The 15,186-nt window shown below is 66.8% G+C and carries 13 protein-coding genes; 3 read left to right on the top strand and 10 right to left on the bottom strand.

The window, feature by feature from the left end:
- Nucleotides 1-165: 165 nt before the first annotated feature.
- The gene (dnaG, locus tag U1F38_RS10640; protein ID WP_409987044.1) at nucleotides 166-2,001 is read right to left on the bottom strand and encodes a DNA primase; all 1,836 of its coding nucleotides are present in this window, start codon (nucleotides 1,999-2,001) and stop codon (nucleotides 166-168) included.
- A gap of 75 nt (nucleotides 2,002-2,076) precedes the next feature.
- Here dnaG and U1F38_RS10645 point away from each other — a divergent pair, with 75 nt between their 5' ends.
- Nucleotides 2,077-3,720: an acyl-CoA synthetase gene (locus tag U1F38_RS10645; RefSeq protein WP_409987045.1), complete on the top strand. Its 1,644-nt coding sequence runs from the start codon at nucleotides 2,077-2,079 to the stop codon at nucleotides 3,718-3,720.
- Nucleotides 3,721-3,786: 66 nt separating this feature from the next.
- Here U1F38_RS10645 and U1F38_RS10650 read toward each other — a convergent pair whose 3' ends face one another.
- From U1F38_RS10650 to U1F38_RS10670, 5 genes are read right to left on the bottom strand one after another with little or no spacing between them, the layout of a single operon-like run.
- On the bottom strand, nucleotides 3,787-5,274 hold the full coding sequence (locus tag U1F38_RS10650) for a nucleobase:cation symporter-2 family protein (RefSeq protein WP_409987046.1): 1,488 nt from the start codon (nucleotides 5,272-5,274) through the stop codon (nucleotides 3,787-3,789).
- 48 nt (nucleotides 5,275-5,322) lie between these two features.
- Complete coding sequence (locus U1F38_RS10655) at nucleotides 5,323-6,594, bottom strand: M20/M25/M40 family metallo-hydrolase (RefSeq protein WP_409987047.1); 1,272 nt, start codon at nucleotides 6,592-6,594, stop codon at nucleotides 5,323-5,325.
- Between the two features lie 56 nt (nucleotides 6,595-6,650).
- Complete coding sequence (uraD, locus tag U1F38_RS10660) at nucleotides 6,651-8,435, bottom strand: 2-oxo-4-hydroxy-4-carboxy-5-ureidoimidazoline decarboxylase (protein WP_409987048.1); 1,785 nt, start codon at nucleotides 8,433-8,435, stop codon at nucleotides 6,651-6,653.
- Nucleotides 8,436-8,438: 3 nt separating this feature from the next.
- Nucleotides 8,439-9,395 carry an allantoinase PuuE gene (gene puuE, locus U1F38_RS10665; protein WP_409987049.1) on the bottom strand — a complete coding sequence of 319 codons (957 nt, stop codon included), beginning with the start codon at nucleotides 9,393-9,395 and terminating at the stop codon, nucleotides 8,439-8,441.
- Nucleotides 9,392-10,096: a GntR family transcriptional regulator gene (locus U1F38_RS10670; RefSeq protein ID WP_409987050.1), complete on the bottom strand. Its 705-nt coding sequence runs from the start codon at nucleotides 10,094-10,096 to the stop codon at nucleotides 9,392-9,394. The genes puuE and U1F38_RS10670 overlap by 4 nt, the downstream gene beginning before the upstream one ends.
- Nucleotides 10,097-10,168: 72 nt before the next feature.
- On the opposite strand from U1F38_RS10670, the gene uraH reads away from it, so the two are divergent.
- Nucleotides 10,169-10,522 carry a hydroxyisourate hydrolase gene (uraH, locus tag U1F38_RS10675; protein ID WP_409987051.1) on the top strand — a complete coding sequence of 118 codons (354 nt, stop codon included), beginning with the start codon at nucleotides 10,169-10,171 and terminating at the stop codon, nucleotides 10,520-10,522.
- Nucleotides 10,523-10,602: 80 nt separating this feature from the next.
- Here the strand turns inward: uraH and U1F38_RS10680 are convergent, their stop codons facing one another.
- Nucleotides 10,603-10,761: a hypothetical protein gene (locus U1F38_RS10680; RefSeq protein WP_409987052.1), complete on the bottom strand. Its 159-nt coding sequence runs from the start codon at nucleotides 10,759-10,761 to the stop codon at nucleotides 10,603-10,605.
- 256 nt (nucleotides 10,762-11,017) lie between these two features.
- On the opposite strand from U1F38_RS10680, the gene U1F38_RS10685 reads away from it, so the two are divergent.
- Nucleotides 11,018-12,226 carry a urate hydroxylase PuuD gene (locus tag U1F38_RS10685; protein WP_409987053.1) on the top strand — a complete coding sequence of 403 codons (1,209 nt, stop codon included), beginning with the start codon at nucleotides 11,018-11,020 and terminating at the stop codon, nucleotides 12,224-12,226.
- A gap of 133 nt (nucleotides 12,227-12,359) precedes the next feature.
- Here the strand turns inward: U1F38_RS10685 and U1F38_RS10690 are convergent, their stop codons facing one another.
- Genes U1F38_RS10690 through U1F38_RS10700 form a run of 3 tightly spaced genes read right to left on the bottom strand, consistent with a single transcriptional unit; the run spans nucleotide 12,360 to nucleotide 15,147 of the window.
- Nucleotides 12,360-12,530 carry a hypothetical protein gene (locus U1F38_RS10690; RefSeq protein WP_409987054.1) on the bottom strand — a complete coding sequence of 57 codons (171 nt, stop codon included), beginning with the start codon at nucleotides 12,528-12,530 and terminating at the stop codon, nucleotides 12,360-12,362.
- Nucleotides 12,527-13,495, bottom strand: a complete 969-nt coding sequence (locus U1F38_RS10695) for a restriction endonuclease subunit S (RefSeq protein ID WP_409987055.1) — start codon at nucleotides 13,493-13,495, stop codon at nucleotides 12,527-12,529. Before U1F38_RS10695 ends, U1F38_RS10690 begins: the two co-directional genes overlap by 4 nt.
- Nucleotides 13,492-15,147, bottom strand: a complete 1,656-nt coding sequence (locus U1F38_RS10700) for a class I SAM-dependent DNA methyltransferase (protein WP_409987056.1) — start codon at nucleotides 15,145-15,147, stop codon at nucleotides 13,492-13,494. Before U1F38_RS10700 ends, U1F38_RS10695 begins: the two co-directional genes overlap by 4 nt.
- Nucleotides 15,148-15,186: the final 39 nt, after the last annotated feature.

Below are 15,186 nucleotides of genomic sequence, written 5' to 3' on the forward strand. Positions count from 1 at the left end.
GGTCGGGCGAACATTTGGAGTGCAGTCCTTGCGGCGATGTGGCCGACCCTGTGTGGGAGCGCGCTCAGGCGGTGCTTGTGCGCTGGCCGATCCGGAGGTGCTGCTGTCGCTCTTGCCGGTGACAACCCACAATTATAACTGGTTTTTCGGATTTCAAGGGCGAACTCAGCTGTTTTCAACGACATTCAAGGATGCCTTGGCGGCCGCCAGTTGGGGCAGCAGCGCCTGGTACAGCTCCAGGTCGCCGGCGCTCAGGGCGGCGTCCATGCGCCGCTTCAGGTACAGCGGGCGCTCGCGGCGCAGGATCGCGTGCAGCTCGGCGGGGTCCGACTCGATGTCGTCATGCAGGCTTTCGATCGCTTGTACGGCGGCGTTTTCGTGCTCGTGCTCGCGCAGGGCCTCGCGCAGGGCGCTCCAGGGTTGGGTGCCGTGCTCCTGCTCCTGGCCGTCGAGCCAGGTGAACAGCGCCCCGTACGGCGCCGGCAGCTCGCACAGCAGCTGATGGTCGCTGGCCGACAGCGCCGGCCAGATCTCGGGCGCGGTCAGCACGATTTGCAGCGCGCGCTGGGCGCGGCCCAGCGGCGCCGCGCGTTGGGGGACTTGCGGTGTCCCTCGCCCGGACGTTCCGGGGCCGGCTGGGGGCGCGGTGTTGCCCGCGTGACGCTCGCGCAGCGCCCGGGTACTGGCGATGGGGCCGGCGGGGCGAACGCCCCACAGCGCGTGCAGCTCGTGGGTGCCAATGCGCACCAGCGCGGCGATCTCGCCCAGCAGCTGCTGCGCCAGCGCGCCGGCGGGCAAGGCCTGCCACAGCGGCCGGGCGTTGGCGGCAAAGTGCGAGCGCCCTTCGGCCGTTTCCATGTCGCAGCCCTCGGCGGCGGCGTCCAGCACGAAGCGCGACAGGGGAACGGCGGCCTGCACCGCCTGGCGGAAGGCTTCGGCGCCTTCGGTGCGGATGAAGCTGTCGGGGTCGTGCTCGGGAGGCAAGAACAAAAACTTGACGCTGCGCACGTCGCTGGCCAGGGGCAGGGCGGCGGCCAGCGCCTTGTGCGCTGCGCGCCGACCGGCGGCATCGCCGTCGAAGCTGAAGACCACGCTGTTGGTGAAGCGAAACAGCTTGTGCACATGCTCGGGCGTGCAGGCGGTGCCCAGGGTGGCCACGGCGTTGGCAAAGCCCAGCTGGGCCAGGGCCACCACGTCCATGTAGCCTTCGGTGACCAGGGCGTAGCCGTGCTCGCGCAGCGCGCCGCGCGCCTCGAACAGGCCGTACAGCTCGCGGCCCTTGTGGAACACCGGGGTTTCGGGCGAATTCAGGTACTTGGGTTTTTCGTCGCCCAGCACGCGCCCGCCAAAGCCGATCACCTGGCCTTTCACGTCGCGGATGGGGAACATGATGCGGTCGCGAAAGCGGTCGTAGCGCTTGTCTTCATCCTGCTCGCCGACGATGACCAGGCCGCTTTGCTCCAGCAGCGGGTCGGCGTAGTCGGGAAACACGCTGGCCAGCGCGCGCCAGCCCTCGGGCGCGTAGCCCAGGCCGAAGTCGCGCGCCACGGCGCCGGAGACGCCGCGCCGCTTGAGATAGTCGACCGCGTGGGGCGAGGCCTTGAGGTGCTGGCGGTAAGCGTCGGCGGCGCGCTCGAGCACGTCGGTCAGGGTGGCGCGCTTTTCGCTCTCCTGTGCGGCGCGGGCGCGCTCGGCGGGGCTGCGCTCGTCCTCGGGCACCGGCAGGCCGTATTGCTGGGCCAGGTCGTGCACGGCCTCGACGAAACCCGCGCCGGTGAACTCCATCAGAAAGCCGATGGCGTTGCCGTTCTTGCCGCAGCCAAAGCAGTGAAAGAACTGCTTGGAGGGGCTGACGGTGAAGGAGGGCGTTTTCTCGCCGTGGAAGGGGCACAGGCCCGAGAAATTGGCGCCGGTTTTCTTCAGCTGCACGTAGCGGCCGACGATCTCGACCACGTCGGCGCGTGCCAGAAGTTCCTGGATGAAGGGTTGGGGAATGGCCACCGGTCGATTGTCGCGCAAGGGACGTGCCGGCCCATTTTGACTATCATGGGAAGGTTCATTCGCCGGAGCCTTGCCATGCCTTCGATTTTCGATACCGACCTGCCCCGCACTGAAGCCAACTTTGCCCCCCTCACGCCGCTGGCGTTCATCCAGCGTGCGGCCGAGGTCTATCCCGAGCGATTGGCCGTGGTGCATGGCGATCTGCGCCAAAGCTGGGGCCAGACCTATGCGCGCTGCCGCCAGTTGGCCAGCGCCTTGCAGCAGGCCGGCGTGGGCAAGAACGACACCGTCGCCGTGATGCTGCCCAACACCCCGCCGATGGTGGAGGCGCATTTCGGCGTGCCCATGGCCGGCGCCGTGCTGAACGCGCTGAACACCCGGCTCGACCCCGAGGCCGTGGCCTTCATGCTGGACCACGGCGAGGCCAAGGTGGTGATCGTCGATCCGGAATTTGCCGGCGTGATGAAGAAGGCGCTGGCGCTGCGGCAGTCGAAGGCGCCGATGCGGGTGATCGACGTGGAGGACGCGCTGTACGGCGCGGGCGAGCCCATCGGCAGCACCACCTACGAGCACTTTTTGGCGCAGGGTGACGCCGGCTTCGAATGGGTCTATCCGGCTGACGAATGGGACGCCATTGCACTGAACTACACCAGCGGCACCACCGGCAACCCCAAGGGCGTGGTCTACCACCACCGCGGCGCGGCCACCAATGCCGTCAGCAACATCCTGGAATGGGACATGCCCAAGCACGCGGTCTACCTGTGGACGCTGCCCATGTTTCACTGCAACGGCTGGTGCTTTCCGTGGACGGTGGCGGCGCGTGCAGGTGTCAACGTGTGCCTGCGCCGCGTGGAGGCCAAGGCCATCTTCGACGCCATCCGCCAGCACGGCGTGACGCACTACTGCGGCGCGCCCATCGTGCACGGGCTTCTGGTGAACGCACCCGCCGAGCTGAAGGCCGGTGTGCCGCGCGGCGTCAAGTGCATGGTGGCCGGAGCCGCGCCGCCGGCCTCGATGATCGAGGGCATGGAGCAGATGGGCTTCGATCTGACGCACGTGTACGGCCTGACCGAGGTCTACGGCCCGGCCACCGTGTGTGCCAAGCATGAACGCTGGGACGAGTTGCCCATCGGCGAGCGCGCCGCCCTGAACGCCCGCCAGGGCGTGCGCTACCACCTGCAGCGTGACGCGCGCGTGATCGACCCCGAGACGATGCAAGCCGTGCCGCTGGATGGCGAAACGATGGGCGAGATCATGTTCCGCGGCAACATCGCCATGAAGGGCTACCTGAAGAACCCCACCGCCACGGCCGAGGCCTTTGCCGGCGGCTGGTTCCATTCGGGCGACTTGGCGGTGCAATACCCTGACGGGTACATCAAGATCAAGGACCGCAGCAAGGACATCATCATCTCGGGCGGCGAGAACATCTCGTCCATCGAGGTCGAAGACGTGCTGTACCGCCACCCCGCCGTGCTGGCCGCGGCCGTGGTCGCCAAGCCCGACCCCAAGTGGGGCGAAACCCCCTGCGCCTTCATCGAGCTGAAGGCTGGCGCCCAGGTGAGCGAGGCCGACATCGTGGCCCACTGCAAGCAGCACCTGGCCGGCTTCAAGGTGCCGCGCGCCGTGGTGTTCGGCGAGCTGCCCAAGACCAGCACCGGCAAGATCCAGAAGTTCGAGCTGCGCAAGCAGGCCGGATCGGCGACGGCGATCGACGTGTGAAAAAAGCGCGCCCAAGGCGCGCTGTTTTCGGCGCGGCAGGGTGACGGATGAAATCCGGCTCCTGCCTCAATGCGCCTCGGCCTGCTTGGCCGCGCGGATCACGGCCTCGGTGTCGCCCTTGCTGCCGTTGAACACCAGGTTCAGCACTACCGCCGAGATGGAGGCCAGCACGATGCCCGACTCGATCAGGATGTGGATGGAGTGCGGCATCCACTGCAGGTATCGGGGCGCGATGACGGGGATCATGCCGACGCCGATCGACACGGCCACGACCAGGGCGTTGTTGCGGTTTTTGACGAAGTCCACGCCACCCAGGATGCGGATGCCGGTGGCCGCGACCATGCCGAACATGACGATGCCGGCGCCGCCCAGCACCACCGTGGGCAGCGACTCGACCAGCGCCGCCATCTTGGGCAGCAGGCCCAGCAGGATCAGGATCACGCCGCCGGCCACGCAGACAAAGCGGCTCTTGATGCCGGTGACCGCGACCAGGCCCACGTTCTGCGAGAAGCTGGTGTACGGGAAGGTGTTGAAGATGCCGCCCAGCAGGGTGCCCAGGCCGTCGGTGCGCAGGCCGCGCGAGAGCATGGGCTGGTCGATCTGCTTGTCGGTCATCTCGCCCAGCGCCAGGAACATGCCGGTGGACTCGATCATCACCACCAGCATGATGAGCGACATGGTCAGGATCGACACCGGGTCGAAGATCGGCATGCCGAAGTGAAAGGGCAGCACCAGGTCCACCCACTTGGCTTCGCTGACCTTGCTGAAGTTCATCATGCCGCTGGCCGCCGCCACCACGCCGCCGACGATGATGCCGACCAGCACCGAGATATTGGCCAGAAAGCCCTTGGCGAACTTGGCGACCAGCAAGATGGTGACCAGCACGATGGCTGACACGCCCACGCCCGACAGCGCGGCGTAGCGCGGGTTGGGCAGCGTGGGCGCCAGCGCCAGGCCCTGGGGCACGGCCGGCACGCCGGGCGCACCCGTGGCGCCGGCACTGCGCAGGGTGCTCAGCCATTCGCTGTGCTCGGGCGAGACGATCAGGGGCGCGGTCGGGCCCACGGGGTTGCCGAAGATCCAGTTGATGCCCACGCGCATCAAATCGATGCCGATGACCGCAATGATGGTGCCGGTGACCACCGGCGGGAAGAAGCGCAGCATGCGGCTGACCACCGGCGCGATGAGGATCGAGATGATGCCGGCGCCGATGATGGAGCCGAACAGCAATCGCGCGCCGTCGGTGCCGGGGTTGCTGCTGGCAATGGCCACCATGGGGCTGACGGCGGCAAAGGTCACGCCCATCATCACCGGCAGCTTGATGCCGAACCATTGCGTGGCGCCAAAGGCCTGGATCAGTGTGGCCAGGCCGCAGCAAAACAGGTCGGCCGAGATCAGCATGGCCACCTCGTGCGGCGACAGCTTGAGCGCGCGGCCGACGATCAGCGGCACGGCGATGGCGCCGGCATACATCACCAGCACGTGTTGCAGGCCGAGCGCGGTCAGCTTGCCGGTGGGCAGGCGCTCGTCGATGGGGTGGACGTTGGGGGTCATCATGTCTCCTGGGCTTCGGGTCTCTGGCGGACGCCGTGGGTGAGAGGATTAGGGGCTGGTCAGCAGGTCGGCAAGGGTGCGGGCCACCACCTGGGTGGCGCGGCGCAGGTCCTGCAGGTCCACGCGCTCGTCGTTGCGCTTGGCGTGGCTTTCCAGCACGGTGCGCGGGCCGGCGCCGTAGATCACGCCGGGGATGCCGTGCTCGCCGTACAGGCGCACGTCGGTATACAGCGGCGTGCCAACGGCGGGGGGCTTGGCGCCAAACACCGCCTGGGCATTGCGCTGGATGGCGTCGACCAGCGGCGCATTGCCGGGCAGCGGCGTCATGGCGTTGGCCAGCAGGATGCGCCGCACGTCGGTGCGCACGGCGTCCTCACCCTTCACGCCGCGCCAGCGGTTGAATTGGCGCGTGGCGTCTTCGATCACATTGCGGATGCGCGCCTCGACCTGGGCCGGTTTTTCCTCGGGGATCATGCGGCGGTCGAGCTTGAGCACCACCTTGCCCGGGACCACGTTGGTGTTGGTGCCACCTTCGATGCGGCCGATGTTGAGGTAGGGGTGATTGATGCCGGGCACCCGGGAGCTGATCTTTTGATAGGCCGTGTTTTCCGCATACAGCGCGTTCATGATGAACACCGCAGCCTGCAGCGCGTCCACGCCGGTGTCGGGCACGGCGGCATGAGCCATGCGGCCCTGGACGGTGACCTCCATTTGCAGGCAGCCGTTGTGCGCCGTCACCACTTCGTAGCTGAAACCGGCGGCGATCATCAAGTCGGGCCGGGTCAGGCCGTTTTTCAAAAGCCAGCCGGGGCCCAGCAGGCCGCCGAATTCCTCGTCGTAGGTGAAGTGCAGCTCGACGGCGCCTTGCCTGGGCCTGGCCACGGCTTCCAGCGCGCGCACCGCGAACGTGAAGGTGGAAAAGTCACTCTTGCTGACGGCGGTGGCGCGGCCGTACATCTTGCCGTCCTCGATTTCGGCGCCGTAGGGGTCGTGCGCCCAGCCTTCGCCCGGCGGCACCACGTCGCCGTGGGCGTTCAGCGCAATGGTCTTGCCGCCGGCGCCGTAGGGGCGGCGCACGATCAGGTTGGTGATGCTTTGCATGCCGTAGTCCTGCACCTCGCGCTGCGGCACCGGGTGCTTTTCGGCGTCGAAGCCCCAGGCCTGGATCAGCTCGGCGGTGCGCTCGGCATGCGGCGCGTTGTTGCCCGGCGGGGTGTCGGTGGGCACGCGCACCAGTTGCTGCAGGAACTGGACCTGCTCGTCGAAGTGCTGATCGACCCAGGCGTCGAGCTGGGCGTGGATGGCGGAGGTGTCGGTCATGATTTTTAAATGAAAAGTGGCTCTGGCACAGGTGTGGCAAGCGCAAGCAGCTATGATTATTGAAGTTTCTCGACTGCCACGGCATCCAGCAGATGCTGCATGGCACGCACGGCGAGTTCCATGTCCTCGGCGCTGGTCTGCTCCAGCGGGTTGTGGCTGATGCCGGCGTTCTCGCCGCGCACGAACAGCATGGCCTGGGGCATCACCTCGTGCAGCTTCATGGCGTCGTGGCCGGCGCCGCTGGGCAGGCGAAACACCGGCAGGCCCAGCGACTGCACGGCCGCTTCCCAGCGCTTTTGCCAGGCCGGAGCGCTGGGCGCGGCGGCCGCGCGCATGGTCTCGTCGAGCTTGAGCATCACGCCGCGGCGCTCGGCAATGGCGTGCGCCTCGGCCACGATGTCCTGCGCCATGGCGTCGCGCTGGGCATTGCTGGGCGCGCGCAGATCCAGGCTGAAGCTGCAACGGCCCGGCACCACGTTGATGGAGCCGCTGGGCACGGCCAGCATGCCCATGGTGGCCACCGAGTCGCCATCCTTGGCCGCGCGCTGCTCGGCAAACAGGGCCAGCTCGGCGGCGGCGCAGGCGGCGTCGCGGCGGCGGTTCATGGGCGTGGTGCCGGCGTGGCTGGCCTGGCCGACGTATTCGCCCACGTAGCGCACGCTGGCGTTGATGGAGGTGACGATGCCCAGCGGCAGATTCAATTCGTTCAACACCGGGCCCTGCTCGATGTGCACCTCGATGAAGCCCAGGTAGTCGGCCGGGTTGCGGCGCAGCGCGGCGATGTCGTCGATGGCCAGGCCCGCGTGCTGCATGGCCTGGCGCATGGTGATGCCGTCGGCGTCCTGTTGCTCCAGCCATTCGGATTTGAAGTCGCCCACCAGCGCGCCCGAGCCCAGAAAGGTGGCCTTGTAGCGCTGGCCTTCTTCTTCGGCAAAGCCCACCACCTCGAAGTGGTAGGGCAGGCGCCGGCCGGCGCGGTGCAGCACGCGCACGCAGGCGATCGGCACGAAGATGCCCAGGCGGCCGTCGTACTTGCCACCGTTGCGCACGGTGTCGTAGTGGCTGCCGGTGAGCAGGGTCTTGGCGTTGGGGACTTTGGGGTCGGCGTTGTAGCGGCCCACCACGTTGCCGACGGCGTCGATGTGCACCTCGTCAAAGCCGCAGTCGTGCATCAGTTGGCTGATCTGGACGGCGCAGGCGCGGTGCGCGTCGGTCAGATACGTGACGGTGAGCTGGCCGGCTTCGGCGAAACCCGGATCGCTGTGCCGGGCCAACTGCTCGTGCCAGTCCCACACATCGTTGCCCAGCACGGGATCGGCGGCGAACTTGTCGGCCAGGCGGATTTCGACGATGCGGTTGATCTGGCGCAGCGCCTCGGTACGCTCGAAGTCGGGGTGGCCCGACAGGCGCCGTTCGAAGGTGTCGATGATCTGCTGCTTGCCGAGGCCCGTGCCGCGCGGGCCGCGCACGCACAGCACGAACGGGAAGCCGAAGCGCGCGCCGTAGTCATGGTTGAGCTGGCGGATGTGCTGGAGCTCTTCGGGCGTGCAGGCCGTCAGTCCGGCGCGGGCTTGCTCGCCGGTCGATTCGGTGGTGAGCGTGCCGGCGCTCATGGCCTTGCCGGCCAGCTCGGGGTGGGCGCGGATCAGCGCCAGCTGGGCGTCCACGCCCGCCTTGTCCAGAATGCTGGCCATGGTCTGCTTGATCTGGGCCAGCGAGTGGAAGGGCCGCGCCTTGACGGCCTGGGCGGCGATCCAGGGCGTGTGCTCGTACAGGCCGCCGAGCATCTGCTCGGCCTCCGCCGGCGAGGCGCGGTTGAATTGGTCCAGCGTGTAGGGCATGGCTCAGTCCTTGCAGGGGTGGGTGGCGATCCAGTGGCGGGCGATGTCCATGCGGCGGCACACCCAGACGTCGGGGTGCTGCGCGATGTGGTCCAGAAAGCGCTTGAGCGCGGCAAAGCGCCCCGGCCGGCCGACCATGCGGTTGTGCAGGCCGACGCTGAGCATCTTGGGTCGGTCCAGGCCTTTGGGGTCGCCCTCGGCATAGAGCGTGTCGAAGCTGTCGCGCATGTAGCGATAAAACGGCTCGGCATCGCTGTAGCCCTGCGGCAGGCCAAAGCGCATGTCGTTGCAGTCCAGCGTGTAGGGCACCACCAGGTGGTTGACGTCGCTGCCGTCGCTCTTGCGCACCTTCATCCAGAAGGGCAGGTCGTCGCCGTAGTAGTCGCTGTCGTACAGCAGGCGGCCGTCGTCCACCACCAGGCGGCGCGTGTTGATGCTGTCGCGGCCGGTGTACCAGCCCTGCGGCCGTTCGCCGGCGATCTTCTCGATGAGGTCGAGCGCCTCCTTCATCTGCGCGCGCTCGCCGGCCTCGTCCATGCCCTGGTAATGGATCCACTTGAGCGCGTGGCAGGCAACCTCGTGGCCGCCGTCCCGGAAAGCCCTGGCCATTTCGGGATAGCGTTGCAGCGCGCTGGCCACGCAAAAGATCGTCAGCGGCAGGCCGCGCTGTCCGAACTCGCGCAGCACGCGCCAGACGCCGGCGCGCGAGCCGTATTCGTAGATGCTCTCCATGCTCAGGTGCCGCTCGGGGTAGGCGGCCGGGTTGAACATTTCGGACAGGAAGGTCTCGCTGGCGGCGTCGCCGTGCAGCACGCAGTTCTCGCCGCCTTCCTCGTAGTTGAGGACGAACTGCACGGCAATGCGCGCGCCGCCCGGCCAGCGGGCGTGCGGGACGTCGGCGCCGTAGCCGCGCAGGTCGCGCGGATAGGCGGCGGTGCTGTCGTAGAGGGGTGCGTTCATGCGGGTCTCCGGGCGGTTTTGCGGGCGCGCGGGGCATGGGCCAGCGCCTGCTGGATATCGAAAGTGGGCACGGGTTGCTCCAGGTTGAGCCCGGCCTCGACGTGATCGAGGTGGGCGCGCATCAGGCGCACGGCCTGCGTGACGTCGCCGGCGGCAAAGCACTCCACCAGGGCGGCGTGCTCGGCCGACGAATCGTGCGCGGCGGTGGTGCTCTGGTACATCAGCGTGGCAATGGCGCAGCGTGCCAGCAGCTCGCGCAGCACCTGGGCCAGCACCTCGTTGCCGATCAACTCGGCCATGCGAACGTGAAAGTCGCCCAGCAATTCGGTGCGATCGGCCACGTCCTCGCGGGCCACGGCGGCCTGCTCGCGCGCCACGTGTTCGCGCAAATCCGCGATGCGCTCGGGCGTGGCGGCGCGCACGAAGGCGCGGGTCAGTTCGATCTCGAGCATGCGCCGCACCGCGAACACTTGCCGGGCTTCATCCACCGAGGGGCTGGCCACGAAGGCGCCGCGCGAGGGCTCCAGCCGCACCAGGCGCTTTTCGGACAGCAGGAACAAGGCCTGGCGCACCAGGGTGCGCGATACCTGAAAGTGGTCGGCCAGCGTCTGCTCGACCAAGCGCGCGCCGGGTTGCAGGCGATGCTCCACGATGGCGTGCGTGAGCGCCTGGGCGATCTGGTCGGTGCTGGAGGTTTCCATCGTGCGGCGAATCATAGACGGCTTTTCAAAAATTGTATACACTTCCGTGCACAATTTCTGAAGGAGCACACCATGGGTCTGAGCACGCACGTCCTGGACACGATGAACGGCACCCCCGCGGCCGGCATGCAGGTCACCTTGTATGAAACCAGCGGCGGCGTCGCCAAGCAGGTCAAGCGCTTTCGCCTGAACGACGATGGCCGCAACCCCGACGGCCCGCTGTACGACAACGCCAGCCTGAAGGTGGGCACCTATCGCCTGAGCTTCGAGGTGGCCGATTACTTCCGCTTGATCGGCGTAAAGCTGCCCGAGCCGCCGTTTCTGGACGTGGTGCACCTGGACTTCGGCGTGGCCCACACCGATCAGCACTACCACGTGCCGCTGCTGGTCAGCCCCTGGAGCCACTCGACCTACCGCGGGTCCTGATCCGCGTGACCGCACAAATGAAAAATGGCGCCGCAAGGCGCCATTTTTGTGGTGGAGGAGGGACCGCCGGGGCGGGCCGTTCAACCCTGATGCGGACGCTTGCCCGCGTTTTTCTTGCTGCGCGTGTGCGAGCCGCGCTCCAGGCTGCGCTTTTGGCCGACCGCCAGCTTGCGCACGGGCGCGCCGGGCAGCGGAGGGGTGGCTTTGCGCATGGCTTCGGTGACGAGTTGCTTGCCCATGATGAGTCCTTGTTGGTGGGTGTTGGTGAAAACCCTCTATTTTGACCGATTTTCACAAGCGCCAACAAGGTTTTTTCAGGTGGAAACCCTGATGAAAAATCATATGGCGTTTGCACACCAAACTGTATACAATTCGCGTCGATCGCAGCGGTGTCAAGGCCTGGGCGGGTGTGTGCCACCCACCGTCCGATGCGCGATTACCTGAAGCCGGCTTGCAGCGCCCGCGGTGGCGAGCCCGATCAAGAGGAGACTCTGCATGGAAACCTATTTGCTGGATTGGGCCAACCTGCTGCTGCGCTGGCTGCACGTCATCGTCGCCATCGCCTGGATCGGCTCGTCGTTCTATTTCGTCTTTCTGGACAGCAACCTGGAGCCGCCCAAGGCCGATGACCTGAAGAAAAAGGGCGTGGACGGCGCCATCTGGTCGGTGCACGGCGGCGGGTTCTACAACGCGCACAAATACATGGTGGCGCCCCAGGGCGGCATCGACAGCAAGCTGCACTGGTTCTATTGGGAAAGCTACTGGACCTGGATGTCGGGCTTCGCGCTGTTCGTGGTGCTGTACCTGTGGAACGCCAGCATCTTCCTGGTCGACAAAAACGTGTTCGACTGGTCGCCCACGGCGGCCGGCATCACGGCGGTGCTGTTCCTGGTGGGCTTCTGGCTGATCTATGACACCATTTGCCGCGTCTTCGGATTTCGCAAGAACGGCGACCGCATCGTTGGCGCGCTGATCCTGGTGGTGGTGGCCATTGCGGCCTGGCTGGCCTGCCACCTGTTCGCCGGCCGCGCGGCCTTTTTGATCGTGGGTGCGATGATCGCCACGACCATGAGCGCCAACGTGTTCTTCTGGATCATTCCCGGCCAGCGCAAGGTGGTGGCGGCCATGACCAGCGGCAAGCCGTATGACCCGGCCGAATTCGCCATCTACGGCAAGCGCGGCAAGCAGCGCAGCGTGCACAACACCTACTTCACGCTGCCGGTCATCATCGCGATGCTGAGCAACCACTACAGCTTTCTGTACAGCGACGCCCACCGCTGGGTGGTGCTGTTCGTGCTGATGCTGGCCGGCGCGCTGATCCGGCAGTTTTTCGTCACCCGCCACGCCTGGCACCTGGGCAAGGCCCGCCACCCGTGGCCCTACGCCGCCGTCGGCGTGCTGTTGCTGATCGGCCTGGTGGCCTGGATGAAGCCCGCCCCCGAGGCGCCCGCCGCCGCCGTGCCCGCCACGGTGGACTACGCCCAGCTCAAGCCCATCCTGGAGCAGCGCTGCTACATCTGCCACGGCGAGGCGGTGCAGCAAAAGGGCCTGCGTTTCGATTCGGAAGACCACGTCAAGGCCAACGCCCAGCTGATCTACCAGCAGGTGGTGGTGCAAAAACTGATGCCGCTGGGCAACGCCACGCAGATGACCGACGCCGAGCGCGCCATGGTCAAGCGCTGGTTCGACGGCGGGGCGAAGTAGGGCGAGCGGTGAGCGGGGGGCCGCGGCGTGATCGGCGCGCCCGGCCCACTGGGCAGCAGGGGGGTGACCGTTTGATGGTTGCTATGTTGTCAATAGCTGCCTGTGCTTGCTGCACAAGGGCTGTGGCCCGATTTCAATCAAAATCCTGGTGGCCGAACGCACGCGCCAGAAGCGCTTGAAAGCTGGCTTCGGCTTTCTTGAGGGCTTCGGATTGCTGAAGCGTGATTGAGTCGACAGCGGCGGCCCGATCGGCAAACACTTCCTGTTCCGTCATTGGCGGCAATACGACCGGAAACGCGCTCAACTGCGTTTTGTTGATGGACGCGCGATCCCCGTCGTTTTCTTCGCCACGCTCAAGAAGTACGCCTTGCCGTAGGTACTTCCGGCGAGGGCGCGCAGGTAGGAGGGCAGCACTCGGCTGCGATCGCTGCGCACCTTGAAGATGTGATTTTGATGGACGCAATGGTCAATCTCACCCGACCAGAGCGCGGCGCGGCCCAGCTTGTCGGGGTCGCCGCCTTCGGTCATGAGCAGGTCGCCAGGCTGGATCAGCAGCTTGTCCACTTCCGTGCGTTTGATCGCAATGGTCTTCACTTCGCCAAGGTCCAGGTAGCCATCCTTCACGTTGGCGACCCGCATATAGGGCAGCTCGATCCCCTCGTCTGCCGCCAATTTTCGGCCCTTGGCAATGCCGGAAATGACCTGCGCAACCTCGGAAAGCGGCGCCGTCGGCCAGCCCTTCGGATTCGTCGCCGGGTCGCCGAACAGGTCGAAGAACAGCGCGGGGATGATGGCCTGGGCCTTGGCCTGGGCCTCGCGGCGCAGGCGCACGATGCCCTCGGCGCGGGAGAGCAGGTCGACGATGCGGCGTTGCTCTTCCAAAGGCGGAAACGAAATGGATTCGCGGTAAACATCCTCTCGTGTTAGGCCGGGTACGCCAGTTGCTGTCCTGAGTCTCGGGAGGTCTTTACGGCGCAGGAGGTAGAAGAGAAAGCGCGGATCGAACTCAAACCCCAGCCTGGATTTGACGTAGTACGTTGTGTCGATAGGAAAGCAAGGCTCTTCAACGTATTGAACAGCGCCCGCGCTTCCCTTGCGACCTACGATAACCGTCGGACCTTTGATTAACGACTCGTTGTGCCAGCCAGTCACACCGTTGGAGCCATAGACGGGCACATGCCCGTTGGCTACCCTCGCGGATTTTGGGAGAGCTTTACCGTAGGCGAATTCCAGTGCTTCGCCCAACGAAACCGTGCGCCATGCGGTCATGCCACCTCACCCATCATCACCCGCAGCGCCTCCACCTCCTCGGCAATCTCCGCCTCGATCGCCGCCAGCTCGGCCAGCAGTTCGCGCGGGTCTTGGTGCTCCACCTGTGCCCGGCTTATTGGCCGGTAGCGGCCGGCGGACAGGTTGAAGTCGTTGGCGCGCAGGGTGGCCATGTCGGCAAACCACCAGGGCGCGGTCCATTCGGCCTTGGGGTCGCGTGCTTCCCATTCGGCCAGGTGGGCCTGGCGGTTGCGATACGCGGACACCAAGGCGGGCAGGTCGTCCTGCTCCACGGGCTGGTCGTGGTTGGCGTCGAGCTTGTAGCCGTCGTTGTCGGCGTGCAGAAACATCACGTGCCCGGTGCTGCCGCCCCGGCGGAAGAACAGCACCGAGGTCTTGACGCCGCTGTAGGGCTGGAACACGCCGCCGGGCAGGCTGAGCACGGCTTCGACGCGGTGGTTTTCGAGCAGCTGGCGGCGCAGCTCGCGGTGCGCGCCGGTGGAGCCGAACAGCACGCCCTCGGGCACCACGACGGCGGCGCGGCCGCCGTCGTTGGTGTTTCTGGCCGCACCGGCCGCCGGGGGCCGCAGGCTGTCCATCATGTATTTGAGAAACAGCAGCTCGGTGGCGGTGCTGGTGCCGACCTTCACGTCGTCGACGATGCGGTCGCGGTCGACGCGGCCTGAGAACGGCGGGTTGGCCAGCACCACGTGAAAGCCGCCTTCGGGCAGGCCCAGCTGGGCCTTGCGCTCGGCGTCCAGCGTGGTGGTGAGCACGTTGCGCAGCAGGATGCGCACGTTGGGCAGGCCGCGCAGGGTGAGGTTCATGGTGGCCAGGCGCACCATCTTGGGGTCCACGTCGTTGCCGTGGAAGGTCTGGTTGTGCAGCACGCGGGTTTGCGCTGCCGACAGCCGGTCGCCCAGGCCGCGCGCCTGCGGCTTGCCGTCGACCTCGACGGTTTGCGTGCCGCCGGGCGAGGAGTTGGCCAGGCGGATGTGGTTGTAGGCGGCAACGAGAAAGCCCGCCGTGCCCGCCGCCGGGTCGTACACGGTTTCGCCGATCTGCGGGTCGATGATTTCGACGATGGCGCGGATGACGTGGCGCGGGGTGCGGAACTGCCCCAGCTCGCCGGCCTGCTTGATCTGCTTGAGCACGTGCTCGAACAGGTCGCCCTTGGTGTCGGCGTCGGCACGGTCCAGGCGCAGGCCGTCGACCAGGGTGACGACCTGGCTGAGCACGGTGGGCTCGTCGATGACCAGGCGCGCGCCGTGCATGAAGTTGACGGCGGAGTCGCCGGCCACGTCGGCAAAGAAGGGAAAGACCTCGTCGCGCACCCAGCGCACCAGCGGTTCGGCGGACAGGCCCCTGGCCCACGACGACCAGCGGAAGCGCTCGCAGGGCACGGCGGTCTGGCCGGGGCTGGTGGCGTTTTGCAGGTTGCGCAGCGTGCGGGTGCCGGCAAACAGGCTTTGGTAGGGCTGCCGGAGGACTTTGGCGCGGGCCTGGTTTTCGGCGTCGATGCCTTCGACGAGGTAGAAGAAGAACAGGAAGGACAGTTGCTCGGCGTTGCTCACCGGGTCGGGGTAGCCGCCGCCAAAGAGGTAGTCGCGGATCTGATCGATGGCGCGACGCATGTCGGGGGTGAGGGGCATGGGGTGCGGTTCTTGAACGAGGTCAGGCTCTGGCGATTG

The sequence above is a fragment of the Ottowia sp. genome, assembly GCF_046348305.1.
Taxonomy (GTDB): domain Bacteria; phylum Pseudomonadota; class Gammaproteobacteria; order Burkholderiales; family Burkholderiaceae_C; genus Ottowia.